Origin of the sequence: Streptosporangium sp. NPDC002524 (assembly GCF_040295985.1) — a bacterium.
Classification (GTDB): Bacteria; Actinomycetota; Actinomycetes; order Streptosporangiales; family Streptosporangiaceae; genus Streptosporangium.
Genome location: NZ_JBEOWK010000018.1, coordinates 35,005 through 59,270 on the forward strand (window position 1 = coordinate 35,005; position 24,266 = coordinate 59,270).

Genomic DNA, 24,266 nt, shown 5'->3' on the forward strand with positions numbered 1-24,266 from the left:
CCTGTCGCGTCGACGTGACCCGGAAGGGGTCTCCCTCGCGTCGGGGGTACCGGCGCTCAGGTGGTTGCCGGGGCCGGCCTGCGGCCCCGGGCCGTCACCTGGTGCCGTAGTTGTAGAGCGGTCTGTTGGGCGGCTCGGGGGTGGGCGCCGCGACGTTCGTGACGGCCACCGACGCTCCGACCGCCAGCACCGCCCCTACCGCCAGAGCGGCAATCACTCGCAACACTCGAGTTCTCCCTCCAACGCGTGGTCGTGCGGTCTGCCCGACAGTAGAACCTGATACTGGTCATCGCTAGTCAATCGGTAAAAATGTGATAAATAATGTTACCAGCTGGTAAATCACAACATAGTTGCATCTCAGCGAATCAGAGACGGAAGAGAAGCAGGTCCTGACCAGCGAAGATCAGCCTCGCGCCGGGGAGCCTGGCGCGGAACAGGTTCTCGTTCGATCTCTGGACCAGCACGTGGCTCACCCCCTCCGCGGCGAGCGGCCCGGTCAGCGGGCCGGACCTCGCGAGGACCGCGCCGACCCTGCGCGCCAGCGGGTCCTCGGCGGCGAGGGTGAGCGTGCGGCCGTCTCCCAGCCCGACCGGCAGGCCGTCGTTCCAGACGACCCTCCGCCGGAAGAGCTTGACCGCCGGGTCGAGCACCACCCGGCCCCCGTTCCAGCCGAACGCCCGGTAGGCCCCCCACGGCAGCGTCAGCAGCGCCCCCGGCGCGGGATCCGCGTCCACGATCCTCTGCACCCTGGACCAGTCCGGGGGGTAGTCGGCCGCGTCCAGCCGGCCGAACGCCCCCAGCGCGAAGGTGGGCAGCACCAGCAGGGGCAGCACCAGCATGCCGGGACGGACCGCCGGGGCCAGGCGCGCGGTCACCGCGGCCAGGCCGACCGCCTGCAGCAGGACGAAGGGGGCGAGGTAGAGCTGCCCGTCGCGGAGCGGCCCGAAGCCGGGCCACAGCCCGACCATCGCCTCCACCACCCCCGGCAGGAAGGCCCCGGCGCACCCCACCGCGAGCCCCGCCGCCGACGCCACCGCCAGCCCACCCCAGTACGCGGGCCGCCCGCCGCTTCCTCCGTCGCCATCGTTCCCCCCGCCACCGTGGTCCCGGCCGAGCAGGGCGTACCCCGCCACCGCCGCCACGGCCACCGCGAGCCGGACCAGGGCCGACCACCAGGTCTCCTGTCCCGGTACGGCTGCTCCCGAGTTCCACACGCCGCCGAGGGTGAGCAGGCTGCCGAGGGTGCCCAGCGGCCCGTCCGCGCGGGGCGCGAAGGCCCGCACCCCGGCGGGGTCGGTGACGGCGGCGCTGCCCAGCGCCGGGACCAGCCACGGCAGGCTCAGCACGGCGACGACCAGCAGGGCACGCGGGGCCCGGCGGCCCGCCACGGGCAGCACGGCCATCGCCGAGACGAGCATCGCCTGGAAGCCGCCGACCGCCGCGGGGAGCAGGGCGAGGGTGATCCTCCAGATCCCCGCGCGGGTGACCGCGCGCACCGCCCACGGCAGGCCCGCGTACCCGAGCAGCAGCGCCCACTGGCCGAGCAGCAGCCGCTGGGCGAGGTAGACGTTCCAGGCGTAGAACGCCGCGGCGGCGAGCCGGGCGACCCGGCGCTCCCCCGGCACCAGGGCCGCCGCGCCCGTCGCGGCGAGCACGAAGATCCCCAGCAGGATCGCCTTCTGCGCGATCTGGGCGGGAAGGACCGACGAGAGCAGGGCCACCGCGAGGTCGCTCGGCACCGCGCGGGGGAAGCCGCCGCCGGTCGGCGAGATCGCCGGGATCGGCGGGTCGGGCACGAACACCATGTCGTAGCGGAGCACGAAACCGGGACCGAGCGCGGGCCAGAGCGCGAGCACCCCGAGGACCAGTCCCACCAGGGCGGGGGCCGGACGCGCGGCCCACCGTCTCACGCGGTCGAGGCGGCTCACACCGGCCGCCCCCCGGCCCGGCGGGCGGGAGGGATCCCGGACCTCCGCGGGCGGGCGGGACGGGGCTCCGCGACCGGGCGCGGGGCGGAGGCGCGAAGGGCGCGCACTAGCGGGCTGCGGGGCGGAACAGCACCATGTTCACGTACTCGCCGCCGGGCTTGAGGAGGCGGGAGATGAAGCTCCGTTCCACCTCGCCCACCGCCGCCTCCTGGTGGGCGGCGAGGTCGAAGCCGTCCAGCGGGACCCAGGTCCCGCCGGTGAGCACGGAGCCGGTGTAGCCCCACTCGGCGAGCTGGTCGACGACCAGCCCGATGTCCTGGTGCCGGGTCTCCAGCTCGACGAGCAGGACGGGCCGGTCCCGGTGGACGGTCCGCTCGGCGCCGCGCAGGGCGGCGAGCTCGTGGCCCTCCACGTCGACCTTGATGAACCGGACGTCCTTCAGCTCCAGCTCGTCGATGGTGACGGTCGGGACGTCCACCGGGACACCGTCGCCCTCCCCGTGGACGAGCGAGGCCGTGGCCTCCGCTCCCCGCCCGCCGCCGGGGATCCACAGCCGCGCCGTACCCGAGCGGTCGGAGGCGCCCGCGGCGATCACCCGGACGTCGGGGAAGGTCCGCCCGAGCATGGCGGCCAGGCGGGGGTTGGCCTCGATCGAGACGACGTCGCAGCCGAGCCGCCGCAGCTTCGCGGTCCACGGCCCGTACCAGACGCCCACGTCGACGGCGGTGCCGCCGCGCGGCGCGAACTCCCCGGCGCGGGCCAGCTCGGCGTCCAGCCGGGGGTAGACCCGGCGGATCACGGCGCCGAACCAGCGCAACGGGATCGCACCGGCCACGGCGCTCCGGACGACCACACCTGGCCGGAACCGCATCGACATGCGCGAAGCCTAACCGAAGGGGCAAAACCAGCCACGTACCGGACGCAACGGGTCCTGACCGGCGGGCGGGACCGGCTCCTCACGACGGCACGGAGAGGACGGGCCCTGCGACGAGAAGGGGCACCTGACCGGCGACGCCCGCCCGCGAGATCACGGGCGGGCGGGGACACGCCTCACGACGGAGGCCAGGTCACCCGGCCGGCGGGCGTGACCGGCCCCCTCACGACGGAGGCCGGGTCACTTGCCGGGCTCGGGGTCGCGGGGCAGGCCGAGCATGCGCTCGGCGATGATGTTGAGCTGCACCTCGGTGGTGCCGCCGTAGATCGTCATGGCCCGGGTGGAGAGCACCGCGCGGTTCCAGTAGCCCGCGTCGCCGAGCTTCATGTCGGCGGCGATGACGGCCGAGGAACCGAGCAGCGAGACCGCGCACTCCGAGACGTGCTGGGCGTGCGAGGTGGACAGGAGCTTGCGGACCGAGGCGTCGGCACCGGGCTCCAGGCCGGTCAGCTGCTTGAGGGTCACCCGCAGCCCGAGCGCGGCGATCGAGTGGCCCTCGCAGACGACGTGCGCCAGCTCCTGGCGCTCGGCGGGGGTGAGCTCCCTGCCGAGGCGCCCGGCCAGGCCGAGCAGGTCGGGGACGGACGAGCCGGTGCCGCCGGACCCCGAGGAGAGCGAGACCCGCTCGTTGGACAGCGTGTTCCTGGCGACCTTCCAGCCCTGGCCCACCTCGCCGACGACCAGGTCGTCCGGGACGAACACGTCGTCGAGGAAGACCTCGTTGAACAGGTTCTCCCCCGTCATCTCGGTGAGCGGCCTGACCGTGACGCCCGCGCCCTTCATGTCGACCAGGAAGTAGGTGATGCCCTCGTGCTTGGACCCCTCGGAGGAGTTGCGGGCGATGCAGATGCCCCACTCGGCGAAGTGCGCCACGGAGGTCCAGATCTTCTGGCCGTTGAGCCGCCAGCCGCCCTCGACCTTCTCTGCCTTCATCTGCACGTTCGCCAGGTCGGAGCCCGCGCCGGGCTCGGAGAAGAGCTGGCACCAGATCATCTCGCCGCTCAGCGTGGGCGGCAGGAAGCGCTCCTGCTGCTCGGGGGTGCCGTACGAGACGAGCGAGGGCACCACCCAGGCACCGATGATCATCTGGGGCAGCTTGACCTTGGCGGCCCTGAGCTCCTGGAAGATGAGGACCTGCTCCAGCGGCCTGGCGTCGCGGCCCCAGGGCCTGGCCAGGTGCGGCATGACGTATCCGGCGCTCGCCAGCGCCCGCTTCTGCTCCTTGCCCTCCAGCGCGGCGAATCCGGCGATCTCGGCCCGGATGCCCTCGCGCAGCTCGGCGGCCTCCTCGGGCAGCTCGATCTCCAGCTCCCGGCTCACGCCGTTCAGGGCGAGCTCCGCGACCGTCTCGGCCCACTCCCCCGAGGAACCGAGCAGGGCGCGCAGGGTGAGCGCGCGGCGATAGTACAGGTGGGCGTCGTGCTCGTAGGTGTAGCCGATGCCGCCGAAGATCTGGATCGCGTCCTTGGCGCAGAGCACGGCCGCGTCGGGGGCGACCACCCCCGCGATCGCGGCGGCGTACGCGAGCTCGTCGGCCGCGCCCTCGGCGACCTCCGTGCCGGTGGCCGTGCCGTCCGTGGCGCGGGCGGCGTCCCAGACGGTCGCGCGGGCCTGCTCCAGGGCGACGAGCATCCGGGAGGCCTTGTGCTTGACGCCCTGGAACTGCCCGATCGGGCGGCCGAACTGCACGCGGACCTTGGCGTACCCGGCGGCGGCGCTCACGCACCACGACGCGACGCCCGCGGCCTCCGCGCCGAGCAGGATCGCGGCCAGGTTGAGGACCCCGGGCCCCTGCAGCCCGTCGAGGACCCGCCCGGCCGGTACGGCGACCGCGTCCAGCTCGACCCTGGCCACCCCCCGGGTGAGGTCGAGCGCCCTGACCGGGGTGACGGTCGCGGCGGAGGCGTCCACCGCGACCCACTCCTCACCGCGGTCGGTGCTCACCGGGAGCACCAGGATGTCCGCCGACGCGCCGCCCAGGACCAGGTCGGCGGTGCCGCCGATCGTCAGGGTGCCGTCCTCGCCCCGGCTGCCGGTGATCGAGGCGCCCAGCGCGACCGCGCCGGTCAGCGTGCCGTCCGCGAGGCCGGGCAGGAGCTCGGCGTGGGTCTTGCCGTCGGAGGCGAGGATCGCGGCGCTGGCGAGCACCGTGGGAACGTACGGGCCGGGGGCGACGCGCTCGCCGAGGGCCTCGACGGCGACGGCGGTCTCCAGCAGGCCGTAGCCGCTGCCGCCGTGCTCCTCGGGGACGTGCAGGCCGAGCAGCCCCTGGCCGGCCAGCGCCGTCCAGAAGGCGGGGCGCTCCTGCCCCTCGGCCGCGACGGCGGCGCGCACGACCTCGGACGGGACGTTGCGCTCCGCCCACCTGGTCACCGACTCCCGGAGCGCCTCGTGCTCCTCGCTCAACCCGATCGCCATGACAGCCTCCAGACAGGATTCAATGCCAGAACCATATTCTAGAAGGTGCTTCCATCACAACGCGCGAGCCGCATCACCGGCCAGGCCGCCTTCGCGGACGGCCCGGAGGCCTTCGGGAGCCGGAGGCCTTCGGGAGCCGGGAGCGTTCGGGAGCCGGGAGCATTTGGGAGCCGGGAGCGTTCGGGAGCCAGGAGCGCGTCAGAGGGCGCGGACGCTCGCCATCAGGGGAGCGATGTCGGCCCAGAGCCGCTTGCGCGTGTCGGGCACGGTCACGAAGAGCATGGAGGGCTTGCGACGGCCGACGTCGATCACCGCGAGCGCGGCCTGGGAGACGCGCTTCTCGCCCTTGACCTCGTAGGTCACCCGGTAGCCGAGCGTCCATCCCCTGCCGCCGGCGGGCCGCTGCGAGCCGGTCCAGACGACCTTGCCCCCGGCGGGGTGGTGGTTGCGGATCGTCCACCGCACCGCGTTCAGCGCCGCCCTGCGGTAGTCGGCGTCGCTCTTGAGGGCCTTGGCCGGGGTGGCGCCGGGAAGCGGGCCCGAGGCGATGACCGTGCGCGGCAACCGGGCCGCGCCGACCTGCTGGCCGACGGAGAACGACGGCACGGCCTTGGTCACCCACGGAGCGCCCAGGCTGACGTAGGTCAGCGCGGACCTGGTGTCGGTCACCGCGCCCAGCACCACGCTCGGGGTGCCCGGCAGCACCCGCAGGGCGGTCGCGCCCGGCAGGGCGGGCAGCGTGATCGGCGAGACGGTCGGCGAGGGCTTCGCGGTGGGCACCACGGCCCGGCCGACCCCGGCCGGATCGCCGGGCTCGTCACCCGAGAAGAGCACGAAGATCAGGACCACGATGACACCGGTGACCGCGGCGGCCCCCAGGCTGTAGGCGACCCGGATCGGGATGTCGCCGATCCGCATCAGCAGGCCGCCGGACTTCTTCGCCCCGTCCTTCGCCTCCGGGCCGCCCTGCGCGCCGCCGGGCTCCCCGAACATCTCGGGCCGCTGCGCCGCGCCGGGCCAGCCCGCCGCCACGTTCGGCCCGCCGCCCCGCCGGTCACCGTGGCCGTCACCGGCGCCCGCCAGGGGCCCCGCGCCCGGCCGGCCGGGCATTCCGGTCCTGTCGGGACGCCAGGGTCCCGCGGATCCGCCTACCTGCCTGACCGGGATCGTCCCGAGCCCGCCCGACTCGCGCACCTGGCCGGCGTCGGCCTCCGGCTCGTCCCGCCGGTCGCCGGGCGCGGCGACGGGGCGGGGGAACGATCCAGGGGGCCTGGAGACCAGTGCGGTCTCCTCGCCGTCGCCGATGGGGAACCTCCGGGGCACCCGGGGGCTGATGATCGAACCGTCCTCGGCGGGAATGGCGGGTATGGGAGCCGTGGGCGCGTCATATGAGGGGATGTATCTCTCGTGAGAGCGCCCGGAGGAGTTGCCGCCGACGTCCGCCATACGCGTCAGGTTATGTCACCCCGGAAAGATTCGACGCATCGTCGTTTATTACGCTTCGGCCACGAGGTGTGCATCAGCCCAGGTAACCGTCCATCCCCTTCCATGAACAGAATGTCGTTCTGTATGGTCGCGCCATGAGGGCTACGAGGGGCTTCTACGAGATCGCGGTGGCCGATCCCGATCGTGTCGCCGTCGTCGCGGACGCGACCGCGGCCGGGAACGCGGCCGGGGACACGGCCGGGGACACGGCCGGGAACGCAGCCGGGGACACGGCCGGGGACACGATCGGGAGCGCGGCCGGGGACGCGAGCGCGGCCGTGACGGTGAGCACGACCTACGGCGAGCTGTACGAGCGGGTCAACCGGGTCTCGCACGGCCTCCTGGCGCGCGGCACCCGGCCCGGGGACACCGTCGTGACGGTCCTGCCCAACGGGGTCGACGCGATCACGATGATGCTGGCGACGTACCAGATCGGCGCCTATCACGTCCCGGTCAACTGGCACTACACGGCCGAGGAGGTCGGCTACATCGTCACCGACTGCGCGGCGCGGGTGGTGGTGAGCTCCGGGCGGTACGGGCACGCGGTGCCGGGCGGTTTCACGGAGACCGGCGACCTCGCCGAGGGGCAGCCGACCACCCCGCCCGAGGGGCGCAGGGCCGGGTCGATGATGCTCTACACCTCGGGGACCACCGGCAGGCCCAAGGGCGTGCGGCGGCGGCTGATCGAGCTGAGCCCCGAGGACCTCTACCCGATCCTGATGCGCAAGGGCTGGCGGCACTTCGGGCTGCCGCCCGACGGGGTGCACCTGCTGCTCTCGCAGCTCTACCACTCGGCGCCGTACGGGCAGGCGATGATGGCCCTGCAGTTCGGGCACACCCTCGTGGTGACCGAGCGGTTCGACGCCGCGGAGACGCTGGAGCTGGTCGAGCGGCACCGGGTGACCAACGCGTTCATGGTGCCGACCATGTTCCACCGGCTGCTCGCCCTGCCCGCCTCCGTCAGGGCGAAGCACGATCTGTCGTCGTTGACGCACCTCTACCACGGCGCCGCGCCCTGCCCGCCCGCGACCAAGCAGGCGATGATCGAGTGGCTCGGCCCCGTGCTGTGGGAGTACTACGGCTCGACCGAGGCCGCCGTGGCCACGATGGTCTCCTCGGCGGAGTGGCTGGAGCGGCCGGGCACCGTCGGCCGGGCGATCGACGGCATCGCGTTCACGATCCTCGGCGACGACGGCGCGGAGCTCCCGCCCGGCGAGCCCGGCATGGTCTACATCGGCGGCATCAACCACTTCCAGTACCACGGCGACCCGTCCAAGACCGCCTCCACGATGCGCGGCGCCCTCTACACGCCCGGCGACATCGGGTATCTGGACGAGGACGGCTACCTGTTCCTCTGTGACCGGCGCACAGACCTGATCATCTCCGGCGGGGTCAACATCTACCCGGCCGAGATCGAGGCCGTGCTCCAGGAGCACCCCTCGGTGGCGGACGTCGCGGTGATCGGCGTCCCCGACCCGGAGTGGGGCCAGCGCGTCGTCGCGCTGGTCCAGCCCGCGCCGGGCGCCGTCCCCGGCGCGGGGCTCACCCGCGAGCTGCTGGCCCACTGCGACACCCGGCTGGCCCGCCTCAAGCACCCCCGGGTGATCGAATACCGCGACCCGCTGCCGCGCACCCCCACGGGCAAGCTCAGCCGCAGCAACCTTCGCAATACGTATCTTCCTGCCTGAGCTGGGCAAATACCCTTGCATGGGGGGATCAACGACAGGCGCCGCGCTGCTGGCGGCCGCCGTCATGACGCTCGCGGGCTGCGGTCAGGGCCTGCAACTGCAAACGGCCGGGACGGCGGGCTCGCCGGGCGCCCCCACGCCCGGCGCATCGGCCGGCCCTTCCGCCGGGGCCTCCTCCGCCGGAGCCTCCCCGAGGGGCTCCCCCACCGCCCCCGCCCCCGTCCCGGACGCCCTTGAGGACGCGTACGAGCGGACCATCGCCAGCGTGCTGCCGTCCATCGTGCAGATCACCACGGGGGACGGCCTCGGCTCCGGGATCGTGTACGACACCGCGGGGCACATCATCACCAACGCCCACGTGGTCGGGGCCGCGAAGAGCTTCAAGGTCACGCTCGCCAACGGCGGCACCCCGCGTACGGCGCGCCTGGTCGACTCGTTCGAGCTGGGCGACCTGGCGGTGATCAAGGTAGACGACCCGGCCGGGCTGAAACCCGCCGTCTTCGGCGACTCCGCCAGGCTGCGGGTCGGCGAGATCGTGATGGCCATGGGAAACCCGCTGGGCCTGTCGGGCAGCGTCACCGAGGGGATCATCTCTGCGCTGGGCCGCACGGTCACCGAACCCGGGGGCGAGGGCTCGCCGGGCGCGACGATCAGCGGGGCCATCCAGACCTCCGCGCCCATCAACCCGGGCAACAGCGGCGGCGCCCTGGTCAACCTCCGGGGAGAGGTCGTCGGCGTGCCGACCCTGACCGCCGTCAACCCCGAGCTCGGCAACGCCCAGGCCCCGGGCATCGGCTTCGCGATCCCGGCCAACACCGTCAAGGACGTCGCCGCGCAGATCATCAAGGACGGCAGGGTGACCAACACCCGCAGGGCCGCGCTCGGCGTCGTCGTACGGACCGTGATCGACATGAACGGGCAGCCCGCGGGCGTCAGCGTCGTGCGTGTGCAGCGGAACAGCGGCGCGGAGCGGGCGGGGCTCACGGCCGGGGACCTGATCGTCTCGGTCGACGGCATGCCCACCCCGTCGACCCAGGAGCTGTCGTCGGTCCTCGCCCAGCTCAGGCCCGGCCAGGACGCGAAGGTCGAGCTCCTGCGCGCCGACGGCTCGACGCCCACCGTGGTCGTCCCTCTCGAGGAGCTCCCCGGCGGCTGACCCCGGCACTCCGGACGCCGCCCGGTCAGGCTGGTGCCGGGCCGGGCGGCGCAGGGTCGGTGCGGGATCGGTGCCGGGTCGGTACCGGATCGGGCAGCGCCGGGTCAGGCAGCGCCGGGTCGGTGCGGGATCCGGTGCCTGGTCGGTGCCGGATCGACGCCCGGGTCAGTAGGGCAGGACGCGGTCGGTGAAGGACTTGGCGACGAAGGGCGCCTTGAACTTGGGGAAGGCGACCGTCCTCACGTCGCCGTCGGAGGTGTAGCGCTCGTCGGCGTTCGCCTTCAGCCAGTCGAGCCAGGCCACCGAGCAGAACTTGGCGCAGTCGCCCTTCTTGTCCATCGAGCGGATGCGCGGGATGCCGAGCGGGTCGAACTTCTTGTTGAACGGGGACAGCGCCGGAGTGTAACCGGCGAGGAACACGCCGCCGTAGTCGTAGGAGACGTCCCCCGAGGAGCCCTTGAGCCCCCACTCCTTGCCGTCGGGCTGGTTGCCGTACGGCAGGGCGAGCGTGACCGGGGGCACCTTGATCAGGCCGGTGATGAGCCGGTGGCCCGCCGCCACCTCGGAGTTGACCGCCTTCTTCGGCTTGCCGCGCAGGCTGAGGTGGTCGCGGGTGTGGTTGCCGATGTCGAATCCCTTGTCGGTGAGCCAGAGGAGCATCTGCGCCCCCTCCTCCGGCGTCGCCTTGCCGAACATGTCGCGCGTGACGTAGAACGTCCCGACGCCGCGGAAGCCCGGGTGGGTCTTGGCGACGTCCTGGAGGATCGCGACGGCGGTGTTCGGCCTGGGCAGCCCCATCCCGTCCAGCTCGAACTGCGAGGGCGAGGAGTCGTCGAAGGTGAGGACGACGGGGTGCTTGCCCGCCGGGATGTCGATGCGCCCGGTGACGAACTCGGCCGCGGTGATCGCGACATAGTTCTCCTTGGCCAGCCGCTCCAGCTCGGTACGGAACTGCTTGGGGGTGCGGTCGTCCTGGGTGGAGGGCTTGTCGACCACCCGGTGGTACATGAGCACGGGCACCTGCCCGAGCTCGTTGGCCTTGACCTTCGCCGCGGCCTGCGCCTTGGCCTTCAGGAGGTTGGCCTGCGAGGCGGCGGCGGCCGACGCCTTGGCCGAGGCCGCCACCCTGGCCCGCTGCTCGTCGCCCGCGTCCGGTCCCGTCGATCCGCATCCGGCCAGCACGGCTCCCGTCGCGACTCCCGTGGCGACGACCACACCGGCCCTGCCCATTCTGAGACGGCCCATCGAATTCCTCCAAAGCGCACTGACGATACGCTTCTCATCCCCCTCTGACCTGCGGGTTGACCTCCACACCCGGCAAAGGTTCCCGCCGGAGCGGCTCTCGGCGGCGGCGCGCGGCCCCCGGGGACGACGGGGCTCCCGGCACCCGGGGACGCCGGACGGTGACGGGGTTCTCACCAAGCGGAGACGCCGCAAGTGCGGACGTTGCCCGGCATTTCGGTCTCGTTACCGATGACTTAGATTGTTGACCAAAATTCAATAATTCCGTCACATTACCGTTGACTGCCATGAAATTCGCGCTTACCGTCCGGGCATCCGAGCGGCATCGTGAGGGGGAAAGATGGCGGAGCGCCTGAAGGGCCGGGGGCTTGTCGGCGAGCTGGCGGCGGAGTTCGCGGGCACCATGATCCTGATCCTGTTCGGGGTGGCGGTGGTGGCCCAGGTCGTGGCGGCCGGGATCGGCGACCACGACAGCATCGCGTGGGCGTGGGGGCTCGGCGTGACCCTCGGCGTCTACGTCGCGGCCCGCACCAGCGGCGCCCACCTCAACCCCGCCGTCACCATCGCGCTCGCCGCCTTCAAGGGGTTCTCCTGGCGCAAGGTCCTGCCGTACTCCCTGGCGCAGACCGCGGGCGCGTTCGTGGCGGCGCTCATCGTCCGCTTCAACTACGGCGAGGTGCTGCAGAAGGCCGACCCCGGGCTCACGATCAAGACCCAGGGCGTCTTCTCGACCCTGCCCGGCAACGGGAGCCTGCCCATCGGCACCTGGGGCGCCTTCCGCGACCAGGTGATCGGCACCGCGATCCTGCTCCTGCTCGTCCTCGCCGTCTCCGACGCGCGCAACTCGGCGCCCATGGCCAACCTCGCCCCCTTCGTGGTCGGCCTGATCGTGGTGGCCATCGGGATGGCCTGGGGCACCAACGCCGGGTACGCCATCAACCCCGCCCGCGACTTCGGGCCGCGACTCGCCTCGTACCTCACCGGGTACGAGACCGCCTGGCAGGATCAGTACGGCCAGCTCTACTTCTGGGTGCCGATCGTGGCACCCGTGATCGGGGGCCTGATCGGGGCGTTCCTGTACCAGCTCCTGATCGCCAGGTTCCTTCCCCCGGAGGAAGCCGCGCCCGAGGTGGGGCGGGTGCCCGACGAGGGGGCCGCCCCCGCCTGAGCGGGATCGTGACCACGATCGGGAACCGTCACGGGGAGAGCGGCAGATCTCCCGGAGAGTCTCACAGAGGAGGCACCATCCATGCCTGACTTCGTCGGAGCGATCGACCAGGGAACGACGAGCACCCGATTCATGATCTTCGATCACGGCGGCAACGAGATAGGCCGCCACCAGCTCGAACACGAGCAGATCCTGCCCCGGGCCGGATGGGTCGAGCACAACCCGACGGAGATCTGGGAGCGCACGCGGGCGGTGATCGAGACCGCGATGAACAGGGCGGGCCTCGCCGCCTCCGACCTGGCCGCGCTCGGCGTCACCAACCAGCGCGAGACCGCGGTGGTCTGGAACCGGAAGACCGGGCGCCCGTACCACAACGCGATCGTCTGGCAGGACACCCGCACCGACCGGATCGCCTCCGCCCTGGACCGCGACGGCAGGGGCGACGTCATCCGCCGCAAGGCGGGCCTGCCCCCGGCGACGTACTTCTCCGGCGGCAAGATCCAGTGGATCCTGGAGAACGTCGACGGGGTGCGCGAGGCGGCCGAGGCGGGAGACGCGATCTTCGGCAACACCGACACGTGGCTGCTGTGGAACCTGACCGGCGGCACCGACGGCGGCGTGCACGTCACCGACCCGACCAACGCCAGCCGCACGATGCTGATGGACCTGGAGACCCTCGACTGGGACGACGAGCTGCTGTCGTTCTTCGGCGTCCCCCGTCGGATGCTCCCGGCCATCGCCCCCTCCTCCCACCCCGGCCTGTACGGCGTCACCCGGGCGACCGGCCCGCTGAACGGGGAGGTCGCGCTCTCCGGCGACCTCGGCGACCAGCAGGCCGCCACCGTCGGCCAGGTCTGCTTCGGCGTCGGCGAGGCCAAGAACACCTACGGCACCGGCAACTTCCTGCTGCTCAACACCGGCACCGAGCTGGTCCGCTCCCAGAACGGCCTGCTCACCACCGTCTGCTACCGCTTCGGCGAGGAGCCGCCGGTGTACGCGCTGGAGGGCTCCATCGCGGTGACCGGGTCCGCGGTGCAGTGGCTGCGCGACCAGCTCGGCATCATCTCGGGGGCGGCGCAGAGCGAGGCGCTCGCCCGGCAGGTCGAGGACAACGGCGGCGTCTACTTCGTCCCCGCCTTCTCCGGCCTCTTCGCCCCGTACTGGCGGTCCGACGCCCGGGGCGCCATCGTCGGCCTGTCGCGCTTCAACAACAACGCCCACCTCGCGCGGGCCACCCTGGAGTCCATCTGCTACCAGAGCCGCGACGTGGTCGAGGCGATGCGGCAGGACTCCGGCGTCGCCCTCGACGTGCTGCGCGTCGACGGCGGCGTCACCGCCAACGACCTGTGCATGCAGATCCAGGCCGACATCCTCGGCGTGCCCGTCTCCCGGCCCGTCGTGGCCGAGACGACCGCCCTGGGTGCCGCGTACGCGGCGGGGCTCGCCGTCGGCTTCTGGAAGTCGACCGACGAGCTCAAGCAGAACTGGCAGGAGGGGCGCCGCTGGGAGCCCCGGTGGTCGGACGAGCAGCGGTCCACCGGCTACGCGGGCTGGAAGAAGGCGGTCGAACGCACCCTCGACTGGGTCGACGTGTCCTGAGGGCGGCCGGGGCGACGTGCCCCGAGAGCCCGTGTCACCACCGGACGCGCCTCACGTGACCCGCGGATCCCCGGGTCACGCGGGGCGCGCCGGCCACCGGCGGAAACGGTGTAAACGGCGGAAACGACCGAGGACCGGACGGCGACCGGCAGGAGCGGTCAGGCACCGGACGGCGACCGCGCACGCCGGCCACCGGCGGAACGGGCAAGCACCGGACGGCGACCGCACGAGCCGACCACCGGTGGAACGGTCAGGCACCGGACGGCGGCCGCGCACGCCGGCCACCGGCGGAAACGGTCAGGCGCCGGCGAGCAGCGCGCCCAGCCGCTCGACCGTGGGCCGGGACTCCACGTGCAGCCGGGAGACGTCCAGTCCCTCGTCCGCGAGCACGACGAGCAGCGCCTCCTGGCGGACGGCGTAGACGACGATGTACCCGCTGCGGCAGCGGGTCACCACCTCGCGGAGCTCCCCCATGCCCACCTCGTAGCCTGTACGCTTGCCCAGGCCCAGTGTGGCGGCGGCCAGGGCCGCCAGCACCTCGGGCCTCGCCCCCTCGCTGTCGGCGGCGACGAGGAGCCCGTCCACGGACGCGACGGCCGTCTCCAGCACGCCGGTCACCTGATCGCGCAGGATCTTCAGCTCGGCGAGCACCGCTTGCTTGGTCATCGCATACCTCCAGCGTGGGCCCCCGGGGTCTCGGCCCCGGGGAGGCGAAAGCGCGGCACGGTGCCGCCTGGGCCGTCATTCACCGGCGGGACCGGCCTCTTCCGCCTCCCGCGGCAGGGACCGCAGGGCGAGGAGGGGCCGCGCGGGGACCTGTCCTCCCCCGGTGAGGGCGAGCACCTCGTTGATCTTGCTGGTCCCCGGGCGGCGGCGCGGCAGCCGGGCGCCCGCGTCGCCGTCCGCGTCCTCCTCGCCGGGCGCGGGAACGGGGACCCCGCCCGCCGGGGAGGCGCCCTCCCCGAGGTCGAGCACCTTCTCGTCGATCATCCTGGCGATCTCGCTCATCACCGCGAACAGGCCCTTGCCCAGGACGAAGGCGATGTCGCGCGGCGTCCGGCGGCCGGTCGCCCGCTCCAGGACGGCGCGGCGGATGCGGTCGGCGCCGAGCAGCGTGGGAGCGGGAACCACCGGGGGCACCGGCCTGACGCGCATGGACAGGCCGAGCCGCCGCCAGCGTTCCGCGTGCTCCATGCGGCGCGCGGTCTCCCGCGCCAGCCGCTCGTGCCCGATGCCCGGCAGGACCGGCAGCAGCGGCAGGCGATCGCCGGGCCCCACCGGCTCGGCGGCGCACGACTCGACGCCGGAGAGGACCATGGCGAACACCGCGTCGAAGAGCGCGCCCAGGCACACCGCCTCCAGGGCCGCCTCGCCGATGACCCCGCGCCCGGAGAGCTCCGCGGCGAGCCGGTCCGCGGGGGCGCCGGTCGCGTACGCGTCGGTCCAGTCCTTCTCCGACACCCGGCCCGACCGCAGCAGCAGCGACTCCGGACCGGGGGCGGCCGGGGTCGTGGCGGCCACCACGAGGCCGTCCCTGACCCACAGCGCCCCTCCCGGGCCTCCTTCGACGCGGAGCACGCCGGAGAAACCCTCGCGGGAGAGCCGGAGCAGGGATCTGCCGATCTCGCCCAGGGCCCCCGGCTCCCCGGCGGTCACGCCGTCATCCCGTTCCGGGAGGGGGAGCGGTCCACCGCTCCCCGGGACGGCATCGGCTGGGTCACGGCCGACGACGGCACAAGGTCACCTCTAGTTCTGCTCGCACCCCGACCACGGACCAGAGCGGGAAATATGTCCCCGGATGAGCCGATCATCCGCTACTACACCATATTGCACTTCACTAACGGTAGTAGATAAGTGTACTTTACGTATCTGCAGCCACAAACGGACTCACCCGTGCGTCCGATAAGTTCGCCTTGATCCACTCGGCGAGGCGCCGGACCGTATGCGACCCCCTGGGGAAAGAAGCTCATGAACATCGAAACCGCCCTCAAGGAAACCCTGACGATCGACGGCGCGGTCGGCGCGGCGCTGGTCGACTACGAAAGCGGCATGTGCCTCGGCACGATCGGGGGGAGCCGCGACCTCGATCTGGAGGTGGCCGCCGCGGGCAACACCGAGGTCGTCAGGGCCAAGGTCCGGACCCTGTCCGCGCTGAACATCAACGACGCCGTCGAGGACATCCTCATCACGCTGGCCAGGCAGTATCACATCATCCGACTCCTGTCGGACAGCGGCGGCCACACGTTCCTCTATCTGGTGCTCGACCGCGACCGCTCCAACCTGGCCCTCGCCCGGCACCACCTCAGGCGCATCGAGAGCGAGCTCACCATCTAGACGCCCTCGGGCACGCGAGAACCACGGGGCGGCCTCACGGCCGGAGGGCGGGCTCACCCGAGAGCGGGGACCTCGGGAGTGACGCCACTTTTCGACACCACTCATGGGTACGGATCTTCGCCTCCGCCTTCCCGGCGAGACCCACCGGCGGCCGCGCGACGGCGAGACGCCGAGCGGCGCCGACGCGAACGCGGCCCCCGTGATCGCCGTCACCACGGGAGAGCCGGACGATGTGACCGAGATCGCCGAGCGGCTCCACGCGCTGGAAGCGCAGGTCCGCGGTGGATTCACCCGCGATCCCCGTCCTGCCGAGAAGCGCGTGTCGAAGCCCCGTAAGAGGGTCGTACGGAACGACAAAGGGCGGCCGGGGCGGCGCGAGGCCGGCCCGACCGCCCTTCGGCGATCTGTCCCGCGCGGTTCGGCGCGGGACGGGGGTGGAGGTGGCGGGAATCGAACCCGCGTCCTTCAACTCCAAGACAGGGCTTCTCCGGGTGGAGCCTGCTGTGCTTTTCTCAGCCCCGGCAATCACGCAGGCAAGTCGCCGACGGGCTCAGCCACTGTAAGATTTCCCGATCTTCCCCGTGGCCGGGTCGATCGGTTGAGCCTCCTAGCGATGCCGGATCCGGGCCGGAGGCGCTCCCGGGCCGGCAGAAGTCACTCGCTGCTTAGGCGGCGAGTGCCAGGTTGCCCTGGCTGACTTCGGAGTGCGTCTTATTGGCACTTGTTGGTCGCGGTCACAGTGTTAACGAGGTTATGTCCGCAGTCCTCGACCCGCTTCACCTGACTTGCAAAGCCAAAGTCGAAACCAGTCACCCCCTGTTGAGTTTTCAACGCGACCCCGAGGGGCCGAGCTATCCGAAGATACCTCTTGCAACACGGCTGACGCGAATCGAATTCCCACCGGCGCGCCCCGCCCGGCCGCACCGGACGGCGTACGGGCCGGAGCCGGGGAAGCCCGGGAGGCCGGGGCCCCGGACGCCGAAACCCCGGGGACACCCGCGAACCGCGAGCGTCCCCGGGGTCGACCGGCAGGGTCGAGCCGGTCCTGACGGCAGGGCCTCCCCCGAGATGAAGCCCTGATCTCATCACAGCGACCGGGTCCGCAACCCCCCGAGCGAGCCCGGTCACTTAGAAGGACGCAAACAAAACACCCTATGGTTGCTCAGGGTGAAAAGAATATTTCAGAGAGTCACATTCCGGCGTGGAGCCCCTGGAAGAACCGCCCGGCGACGGCCGCGCCCGCCGTGGCGTCGGAACTCTGCGTCAGCACGGCGACCGCCACGTCCCCCTGCCACCCGACGAACCAGGCGAGCGGCTTGCGGTTCTGCGAGGCGGAGGCGGTGATCCCGTGGACCGGGTCGCCGAGGGCCGCGGCGGCCCGCGCGGAGCCCGTGGTCACCCCGCTGCGCATGAAGGCGCGGAGGGTCTCGACCGTCCTGTCGTCCAGCCTGACCGGATCGGGCGCCTTGGCGGGCTTGGCGTCGGTCGTGGGGTCGGCCGTCCGGGGCTCGGTGACCAGGACCGGCGGGCGCCAGGTGCCGGAGGCGACGGCCCCCGCGACCAGCGCCATGGACAGCGGGCTGACCAGGACGTTCTGGCCGGTGATGGCCCTGGCCGTGGCCGCGTCGTTCTTCAGCTCCTTCATGGAGCCGCCGAACGACCTCAGCGGGAGGGTCCAGGGCACCCCGATGCCGAACTTCGCGGCGTCGGCCGCCAGCTCCGAGCCGTTGATCCTGCGGGCCAGCGCGGCGAGCGCGGTCACGCAGCCGGTGGCGAAGCTGGCCTGGAGGGTCGGCGAGCTTCCGGCGGGCACGCCCTCCTGGTGGAACGCGGCCCCCCCGACGGACCTGTCGGCCGGGCAGGCCACCTTCTGCTTGGGGTCGATCTTCGCCCTGAGCATGCCCTCGACGGTCATGATCGAGAACGCGGTCCCCGCCGGGAACCTCCCGGCGAGGGCGTGCCTCTCCTGGTTGTACTGCTCGGTGCTCGACACCGCCAGGATGTCGCCGGTCGAGGCCTGGACCGCGACCAGCATGCCGGGGTTGCCGCCCAGCAGCGCGCTGTCGGCCGCCTTCTGGTGGGAGCGGTCGAGCGTGGTCCGGACCGGCGAGGTGGCGCGGTCGGGCCGCCACTTCTTGAGCTCGGTCACCTTGAGCGTCTTGAGGTCGACGGTGATCACGCGGGTGTCGGTCGAGCCGGTCAGGTGCTCCTGGTACGCCTTCTGCAGACCGGCCCTGCCGACCGTGTCGCCGGCCCGCTGCGGGCCGCCGAGCTGCTGCTCGCTCTCCGGGGTGACGGCGGTGACGGTGCCGACGATCTGGGTGGGCGAGGCGGGGGCCACCGCCTGCTCCTGCGCGGACAGGGTGATGCCGGGGATCGCCTCCAGCTGGCCGCGCAGCTGCCCGAACTTCGTACGGCCGAAGGTGACCAGCGGCACCTGGAGGTTGGGCGGCGCGGAGCGGATCCGGCTCAGCAGGCGGTCCTGCGGGAAACCGGTGATCTTGGAGAGCTTCTCGCAGAGCTCGTCCGCCTCGCCGCTCTTCAGGTTGGACGGCACCACGCTGGCCACGTGCAGGACGGCCTTCTCCTGGAGCGGGTCACCGTTGCGGTCGAGGATCGGCTGGCGGCCCTCGGGGGTGACCTTCACCGCGAACCGCTCGCCCTCGCGCAGCTGGGGGTGCAGGACGCTGGGCGACCAGCGCACCCTCCACCTGCCGTCGACCAGGTGGAGCGGCAGCTTGCCCTCGTACTCCCACAGGGGGTTGTTCTCCCCCAGGTCGACCTCGGCGTCGAAGTCGGCCTCGACCTCGTCCGCCGCGCGCCGCATGCTCGTGACGTTGAAGCGGAACGAGGCCGCGTCGAGCTGGAGCTTGGCGTCCTCCAGCGCCCGGCTGACCACCTTCTGGTCGCCGTCCGTGCGCCTGGCCGCGGCGGCGTAGTCGCCCGTCTGCCAGCCGATCAGGAAGTCGCGCACCGCCTCGTGGGCCGAGGGCTCCTCGAAGCAGGCGGTCAGCATGGGAGCCGTCGCCGCCAGCGCGAGCGCGGCGGCGGCGGTTCGCCGGGCCCTGCCCCTCACGATCACCTGTTCCTGTGCCTGAGCGCGCGCGCCATCTCCCGCTTGGCCTGGTTCTCGGCCAGCGTCTGCCGCTTGTCCCAGTCTTTCTTTCCCTTGGCGAGGCCGATCTCTATCTTGGCCCTGCCGTCCTTGAAGTAGATGGCGAGCGGCACCAGGGTCAGGCCGCCCTCCTTGGTCTTGGAGACCAGCTTCTCGATCTCCTTGCGGTGCAGCAGGAGCTTGCGGGTGCGGCGCGCGGCGTGGTTGGTCCAGGTCCCCATGGTGTATTCGGGGATGTGGACGTTGATCAGCCAGGCCTCGCCGTCCTTGATGACGGCGTACCCGTCGAGGAGGGAGGCGCGGCCGAGCCGCAGCGACTTGACCTCCGTGCCCTGGAGCACGAGACCAGCCTCGTAGGTGTCCTCGATGTGGTAGTCGTGCCAGGCACGCTTGTTCTGGGCGATGACCTTACGCCCGGTCTCACGTGGCATGTCTGGAGCCTACCGGTGCCCGGAGCCGCGGACCGCGCCCGCGAGCGCGGGCGAGGTCCGGATCGGCGCGCGGACGCGCCACGCTCGCGGGACGGTCACGGCGGACGGGGGCACCGGATCGTCACACCCGCAGGTAGCGGCGCAGGGTGACGAAGGAGGCCAGCACACAGATGAGCACGCCGAAGACCATGGTGACACTGATCACCGAGGCGACCGTCTCCCACGACAGCTGGCTGTTGGGAGAGAGGTAGAGCTGCACCCCGTCGAAGAGGAAGACCTTGCTGACGATCAGCAGCATCGCGGCCAGCACACCGCCGATCAGGCCGGCGATGACGCCCTCCATCACGAACGGGAGCTGGATGTAGAGGTTGGAGGCGCCCACCAGCCGCATGATGCCGGTCTCCCGCCTGCGGTTGTACGCCGAGAGCCTGACCGTGTTGCCGATCAGCAGCGTGGCCGCGAAGACCAGGATGATCGCCACCACCAGGGCCGCCCAGCGGAGCTTCTCCAGCAGCCCGAAGAACTTCTCCAGGAGCTCCTTCTGGTTGACCACGTTGGAGACCCCCGGGGCGCCCTTGACCGCCTCGATCACCGGCCCGTACGCCTCGGGGTCCTTGAGCTTGACCCGCAGCGACTCGGGCATGTCCTCGACCTGGATGGCCGAGAGCAGCACGGTGTTGTTGGCGTTCTGGTCCCGGAAGTTCTTGTAGGCCTCGGCCGCGTTCTCCACGGCGACCGACTCGACCTGGGACATGCCCTCGATGGTCGACTTCAGCTCGGCCTGCTCCTGGGCGTTCACGCCGCCGCTGCCCTTGCACTGCGGGAAGGGATCGTTCTTCTTGCACAGGAAGACCGAGACCTCGACCTTGTCCGCCCAGAAGTCCTTCATGCTGTTGATCTGGGAGTTGATCATGAGACCGACGCCCAGCAACGCCATGCCGATCGCCACGGTCACGATGACCGCGATGGTCATCGTGAGGTTGCGGCGGAGGCCGATCCAGACCTCGGAGAAGATGAAGTTTGCCCGCATGCTCTTCCTGTCGCTCTATCCGGTCCTGGTGTCAGTACGCCTGGCCGTACACGCCTCGCGACTGGTCACGGACGATCTTTCCGTCCTCCAGTTCCACCACCCGCTTGCGCATGGAGTCGACGATGGCCGCGTCGTGCGTGGCCATGACGACCGTGGTGCCGGTCCGGTTGATCCGGTCGAGCACCTTCATGATGCCGATGCTCGTCGCGGGGTCGATGTTTCCGGTCGGCTCGTCGGCCAGCAGGATCATCGGCCGGTTGACGAACGCGCGGGCCATCGCGACCCGCTGCTGCTCGCCACCGGACAACTCGTCGGGCATCCGGTGTGCCTTGCCCTCGAGGCCGACCAGCTCGACGACCTCCGGGACCACCTTACGGATGAAACGCCGGGGCTTGCCGATGACCTCCAGAGCGAACGCGACGTTTTCGTACACGTTCTTGTTCGGGAGCAGCCGGAAGTCCTGGAAGACACATCCGATCCGGCGGCGCAGGTGCGGGATCTTGAAGTTGGACAGTCGGGCGAGGTCCTTGCCGGCCACGTGGATCGCGCCCGAGTTGGGGCGCTCCTCCTTCAGGACCAGCCGGAGAAAGGTCGACTTCCCGGACCCCGAGGGGCCGACGAGGAACACGAACTCGCCCTTGTCGACATCGACGCTGACGTGGTCCAGCGCGGGCCGGTTCTGGTTCGCGTAGACCTTGGTGACATTATCAAAATGGATCACGGGCGCATCACGGCATGCCAGTCTAGGGGTTAGGACGGTCACAGGAGTGGCAGAGGGCCACTTCCGTCTCTCGCCGGCCGGGGGGCGCCGGTCTTTTGCTCTCGATCGACGTTCCGGTTGGCCGGAGCCCAGTCTAGGGGGAAGACTGGCATGGAACGTCCATAACGGAAACAAAACGATTCGGTGCCTGGTAACGACCGCATAAAGTGGTTCTGACCTCGAAGAGGGAGGACGTCATGAGCTGTGAGGACCTGGTCTGCGCGGGGTGCGCTCACCCCGTGGCCGAAGGCCGCTGCCCCCGCTGCCGCGCGTACCGCGAGCGGATGCACCAGAACGGCTTCGGAGGCATGACCCCGGCGCTCGTGTCACTGTTGCTGATCGTGCTCTTCTTCCTCACCCTGGCCCTGAAGCACCTCAGCGGCACCTGACCGCTCTCCCGGGGTCTCCCCGGACTCTCCGGCCTCGCCGGACGGGAACGGCTTCACGGGCGCTCAGGGGCGCCCGTGAACGAAATCCCCGGCGGAGCCCGGGACGGGAGAGGACGGTCTCCTCACCGACACCCGACTCCCGACGCGCGGGTCCCAGTGTCCGACTCGCGGCGTCCGGCTCCCTGCTCTCCGCCGCGTATGCCCGAGGCCGGGTGAGGACCCTCCAGTCGTCCTAGTCGTCGGCGCCCGACTCCTGGCGGCGGGTCCAGCGGATCTCGGCCTCGATGAAGCTGTCCAGGTCGCCGTCGAGCACCCCGCTCGGGTTGCCCTCCTCGGCGCCCGTCCGCAGGTCCTTGACGATCTGGTACGGGTGGAGCACGTAGTTACGGATCTGGGTGCCCCACGACGTGGTCGACTCGCCCCGGATCTCGTTCAGCGCCGCCTTCTCCTCCTGGCGCTTGCGCTCCAGCAGCTTGGCCTGCAGGACCGCCATCGCGGTCGCCTTGTTCTGCAGCTGCGAGCGCTCGTTCTGGCAGGAGACCACGATGCCGGTGGGCAGGTGGGTGAGGCGGACCGCGGAGTCGGTCGTGTTGACGCCCTGGCCGCCGGGGCCCGAGGAGCGGTAGACGTCGACGCGCAGGTCGTCCTCGTTGATGTCGATGTGGTCGGTCGTCTCCACGACCGGCACCACGTCGACGCCCGCGAAGGAGGTCTGGCGGCGCCCCTGGTTGTCGAACGGGCTGATGCGGACCAGGCGGTGGGTGCCGTGCTCGCCGCGCAGCGTGCCGTAGGCGTAGGGGGCCTTGACCGTGAAGGTCGTCGACTTGATCCCGGCCTCCTCCGCGTAGGAGGTCTCGTAGACGTCGGTCGGGTAGCCCTTGCGCTCGGCCCACCGCAGATACATCCGCTGGAGCATCTGGGCCCAGTCGGCGGCGTCCACGCCGCCCGCCTGTGACTGGATCGTGACGACCGCCTCGCGGGCGTCGTACTCGCCGGACAGGAGGGTGCGGACCTCCAGGGCGCCGATGTCGCTCTTCAGGGACTCCAGCTCGCGGTCGGCCTCCTGCAGCGTGTCGTCGTCCGCCTCGTCGGCGGCGAGCTCGTACAGGACGGAGAGGTCGTCCAGCCGCTGCCCCAGGGACTCGATCCTGTTGACCTCGCCCTGGAGGTAGGAGAGCCTGCTGGTGACCTTCTGGGCGCGATCCTGGTCGTTCCACAGATCGGGCGCGGCGGCCTGATCCTCCAGCTCCTCGATCTGCTTGCGCATCGCGCCGAGGTCGAGCACGTCCTGGATGCTGTTCAGCGTCCCGGTAAGCTCGTTGATCTGTTCTGCCGGATCGATGAGTGCCACGTCTGTAAAGGGTACGCGACCTCCGAACCCCATCGTGTACGGCGCGCTCCCCCACCATGGCTAGCATGGCCCGCATCGGGGAGCATCGGGAGGTGGACGTGCGCGAACACGGGCGACGGGGTGTGCTCGCACTCGCGCTGGCGTTGGTCACCGCGACCGCGGCGGCCGGCGCGTGCTCCGGCCCCGGCGAGGCGCCGCCCGAGCGGGGCCCCTCGTCCGGCGGCGCCACCCCGGCCGTCTCTCCCGCGTCCGCCCCCGCGCCGCCCCCGGTCACGCTCGCCGAGGCGGAGAAGGCGCTGGCGGGCGTCGTGGGCGCCGACGGGGTGCTGGGAGCGGCGGTGCCGCACCTGGACGCCGACCGCAGGCTCCTGCAGGCGCAGACCCGCGACGGGCAGGAGGCCCTCACCGCGGCGGCCTTCAACGGCTCCGCCGAGGCCCTCCCCCACTACACGTGGGGCACGCCCCGGCTGCTGGTCCCGCGCAACCAGCGGGGCCCGCTCTGGTTCGCCGCGGTCGTCGACCGCGAGGAGCCCTCCGGCCGGGTCCGCACCGCCGTGCTGACCCTGATGCGGCAGGACGGGGAGGAGTGGCGGGTCAGCTCGACCTCGCTGCTCGACGAGGGCGTCCGGCCCCCCGAGGTCGCCACCGACGCGGAGGGATACGCCACGGCGCTGGGCGAGGAGGACGCCACGCTGGCCATCAGCCCGCGGCTGATGGCCCCGCTGCACGCGACCTCGGCGGAGGAGGGCGAGAAGGGGTTCGCGGCGGGGCTGATCGAGGAGGGCCCGCACACCACCGGCTTCGCCGACGAGATCACCAGGAGCCGCGCGGCCGAGAAGAAGTACGACTGCCTGAACTACGACTCGATCTTCGCCGCGAGCGACTACCCGGTGCACGCGCTGCGCACCGCCGACGGCGGCGCGCTGGTCCTCTACTCGCTGATCAGGACGACGACACGGACGGTCAGGGTCACGCCGTGCGGGTCGGACATCCCGATCCCGCCCGAGGCCAAGAAGCTGGCCAAGGAGCGGTTCATCCTCAAGGAGCTGCGCACGGTGGAGACGCAGCTGTACGTGAGCACGGTCCCGGCCAAGGGCAGCGGCCGTCCGGCCAGGGTGATCGGCTATCTCGGCGGCCTCACCAAGGTCACCACGGGATAGACGGGACAGCCTGCCCCCCGTGAGCCGCCCCCCGTCCGCGAGCCGTACTCGATCGAGGGAACGCGCCGGGCCGCGCGG

Annotated in this window: 20 protein-coding genes and 1 other RNA gene; 7 read left to right on the top strand and 14 right to left on the bottom strand. The window is 71.6% G+C overall.

The features are described from left to right. Nucleotides 1–94: 94 nt before the first annotated feature. The 5 genes from ABT053_RS28605 to ABT053_RS28625 all read right to left on the bottom strand — a co-directional run bounded on the left by ABT053_RS28605 (nucleotide 95) and on the right by ABT053_RS28625 (nucleotide 6,726). Nucleotides 95–226: a hypothetical protein gene (locus tag ABT053_RS28605; RefSeq protein ID WP_344745256.1), complete on the bottom strand. Its 132-nt coding sequence runs from the start codon at nucleotides 224–226 to the stop codon at nucleotides 95–97. A gap of 139 nt (nucleotides 227–365) precedes the next feature. Then, nucleotides 366–1,910, bottom strand: a complete 1,545-nt coding sequence (locus ABT053_RS28610) for an MmpA family trehalose lipid delivery protein (RefSeq protein ID WP_350972979.1) — start codon at nucleotides 1,908–1,910, stop codon at nucleotides 366–368. Between the two features lie 124 nt (nucleotides 1,911–2,034). Then, nucleotides 2,035–2,805, bottom strand: coding sequence for an FkbM family methyltransferase (locus tag ABT053_RS28615; protein WP_350972981.1), 771 nt, complete (start codon nucleotides 2,803–2,805; stop codon nucleotides 2,035–2,037). A gap of 237 nt (nucleotides 2,806–3,042) precedes the next feature. Next, nucleotides 3,043–5,280 (bottom strand): acyl-CoA dehydrogenase family protein, encoded by a 2,238-nt coding sequence (locus ABT053_RS28620; RefSeq protein WP_350972982.1) that lies wholly within the window; start codon nucleotides 5,278–5,280, stop codon nucleotides 3,043–3,045. A 198-nt stretch (nucleotides 5,281–5,478) separates the two neighbouring features. Continuing rightward, nucleotides 5,479–6,726 carry a transporter permease gene (locus ABT053_RS28625; protein WP_350972983.1) on the bottom strand — a complete coding sequence of 416 codons (1,248 nt, stop codon included), beginning with the start codon at nucleotides 6,724–6,726 and terminating at the stop codon, nucleotides 5,479–5,481. 134 nt (nucleotides 6,727–6,860) lie between these two features. Between ABT053_RS28625 and ABT053_RS28630 the strand changes: the two genes are divergently transcribed. Together ABT053_RS28630 and ABT053_RS28635 are read left to right on the top strand one after the other, a co-directional pair. Beyond that, nucleotides 6,861–8,453: an AMP-binding protein gene (locus tag ABT053_RS28630; protein ID WP_350972985.1), complete on the top strand. Its 1,593-nt coding sequence runs from the start codon at nucleotides 6,861–6,863 to the stop codon at nucleotides 8,451–8,453. A gap of 19 nt (nucleotides 8,454–8,472) precedes the next feature. Continuing rightward, nucleotides 8,473–9,609 carry a S1C family serine protease gene (locus tag ABT053_RS28635; RefSeq protein ID WP_350972986.1) on the top strand — a complete coding sequence of 379 codons (1,137 nt, stop codon included), beginning with the start codon at nucleotides 8,473–8,475 and terminating at the stop codon, nucleotides 9,607–9,609. 165 nt (nucleotides 9,610–9,774) lie between these two features. On the opposite strand, the gene ABT053_RS28640 is transcribed toward ABT053_RS28635, so the two are convergent. Further along, on the bottom strand, nucleotides 9,775–10,854 hold the full coding sequence (locus tag ABT053_RS28640) for a polysaccharide deacetylase family protein (RefSeq protein ID WP_350972988.1): 1,080 nt from the start codon (nucleotides 10,852–10,854) through the stop codon (nucleotides 9,775–9,777). A gap of 337 nt (nucleotides 10,855–11,191) precedes the next feature. Between ABT053_RS28640 and ABT053_RS28645 the strand changes: the two genes are divergently transcribed. Next, nucleotides 11,192–12,019, top strand: coding sequence for an MIP/aquaporin family protein (locus ABT053_RS28645; RefSeq protein WP_350972990.1), 828 nt, complete (start codon nucleotides 11,192–11,194; stop codon nucleotides 12,017–12,019). Nucleotides 12,020–12,100: 81 nt separating this feature from the next. Continuing rightward, complete coding sequence (gene glpK / locus ABT053_RS28650; protein ID WP_350972991.1) at nucleotides 12,101–13,618, top strand: glycerol kinase GlpK; 1,518 nt, start codon at nucleotides 12,101–12,103, stop codon at nucleotides 13,616–13,618. 297 nt (nucleotides 13,619–13,915) lie between these two features. On the opposite strand, the gene ABT053_RS28655 is transcribed toward glpK, so the two are convergent. Continuing rightward, nucleotides 13,916–14,284 carry a roadblock/LC7 domain-containing protein gene (locus tag ABT053_RS28655; protein ID WP_344745246.1) on the bottom strand — a complete coding sequence of 123 codons (369 nt, stop codon included), beginning with the start codon at nucleotides 14,282–14,284 and terminating at the stop codon, nucleotides 13,916–13,918. Nucleotides 14,285–14,359: 75 nt separating this feature from the next. Further along, nucleotides 14,360–15,274, bottom strand: a complete 915-nt coding sequence (locus tag ABT053_RS28660) for a hypothetical protein (RefSeq protein WP_350972993.1) — start codon at nucleotides 15,272–15,274, stop codon at nucleotides 14,360–14,362. 312 nt (nucleotides 15,275–15,586) lie between these two features. Between ABT053_RS28660 and ABT053_RS28665 the strand changes: the two genes are divergently transcribed. Beyond that, nucleotides 15,587–15,952 (top strand): hypothetical protein, encoded by a 366-nt coding sequence (locus tag ABT053_RS28665; RefSeq protein WP_350972995.1) that lies wholly within the window; start codon nucleotides 15,587–15,589, stop codon nucleotides 15,950–15,952. A gap of 432 nt (nucleotides 15,953–16,384) precedes the next feature. On the opposite strand, the gene ssrA is transcribed toward ABT053_RS28665, so the two are convergent. The 5 genes from ssrA to ftsE form a co-directional block, all read right to left on the bottom strand. Then, nucleotides 16,385–16,769, bottom strand: a transfer-messenger RNA (tmRNA) gene (ssrA, locus tag ABT053_RS28670). A gap of 372 nt (nucleotides 16,770–17,141) precedes the next feature. Continuing rightward, complete coding sequence (locus ABT053_RS28675; RefSeq protein WP_350972997.1) at nucleotides 17,142–19,028, bottom strand: penicillin-binding transpeptidase domain-containing protein; 1,887 nt, start codon at nucleotides 19,026–19,028, stop codon at nucleotides 17,142–17,144. Between the two features lie 2 nt (nucleotides 19,029–19,030). Further along, a complete protein-coding gene (smpB, locus tag ABT053_RS28680) occupies nucleotides 19,031–19,498 on the bottom strand; it encodes an SsrA-binding protein SmpB (protein ID WP_344745240.1) in 468 nt (155 codons plus the stop codon). Between the two features lie 121 nt (nucleotides 19,499–19,619). Then, nucleotides 19,620–20,528 carry a permease-like cell division protein FtsX gene (ftsX, locus tag ABT053_RS28685; protein ID WP_350972999.1) on the bottom strand — a complete coding sequence of 303 codons (909 nt, stop codon included), beginning with the start codon at nucleotides 20,526–20,528 and terminating at the stop codon, nucleotides 19,620–19,622. Between the two features lie 31 nt (nucleotides 20,529–20,559). Continuing rightward, nucleotides 20,560–21,249 (bottom strand): cell division ATP-binding protein FtsE, encoded by a 690-nt coding sequence (ftsE, locus tag ABT053_RS28690; protein WP_012888192.1) that lies wholly within the window; start codon nucleotides 21,247–21,249, stop codon nucleotides 20,560–20,562. A gap of 236 nt (nucleotides 21,250–21,485) precedes the next feature. On the opposite strand from ftsE, the gene ABT053_RS28695 reads away from it, so the two are divergent. Further along, nucleotides 21,486–21,677, top strand: a complete 192-nt coding sequence (locus ABT053_RS28695; RefSeq protein WP_350973002.1) for a hypothetical protein — start codon at nucleotides 21,486–21,488, stop codon at nucleotides 21,675–21,677. Between the two features lie 232 nt (nucleotides 21,678–21,909). Here the strand turns inward: ABT053_RS28695 and prfB are convergent, their stop codons facing one another. Next, nucleotides 21,910–23,028: a peptide chain release factor 2 gene (gene prfB / locus ABT053_RS28700; RefSeq protein ID WP_350973005.1), complete on the bottom strand. Its 1,119-nt coding sequence runs from the start codon at nucleotides 23,026–23,028 to the stop codon at nucleotides 21,910–21,912. A gap of 65 nt (nucleotides 23,029–23,093) precedes the next feature. Here prfB and ABT053_RS28705 point away from each other — a divergent pair, with 65 nt between their 5' ends. Next, a complete protein-coding gene (locus tag ABT053_RS28705; RefSeq protein ID WP_350973007.1) occupies nucleotides 23,094–24,188 on the top strand; it encodes a DUF8094 domain-containing protein in 1,095 nt (364 codons plus the stop codon). Nucleotides 24,189–24,266 lie beyond the last annotated feature (78 nt).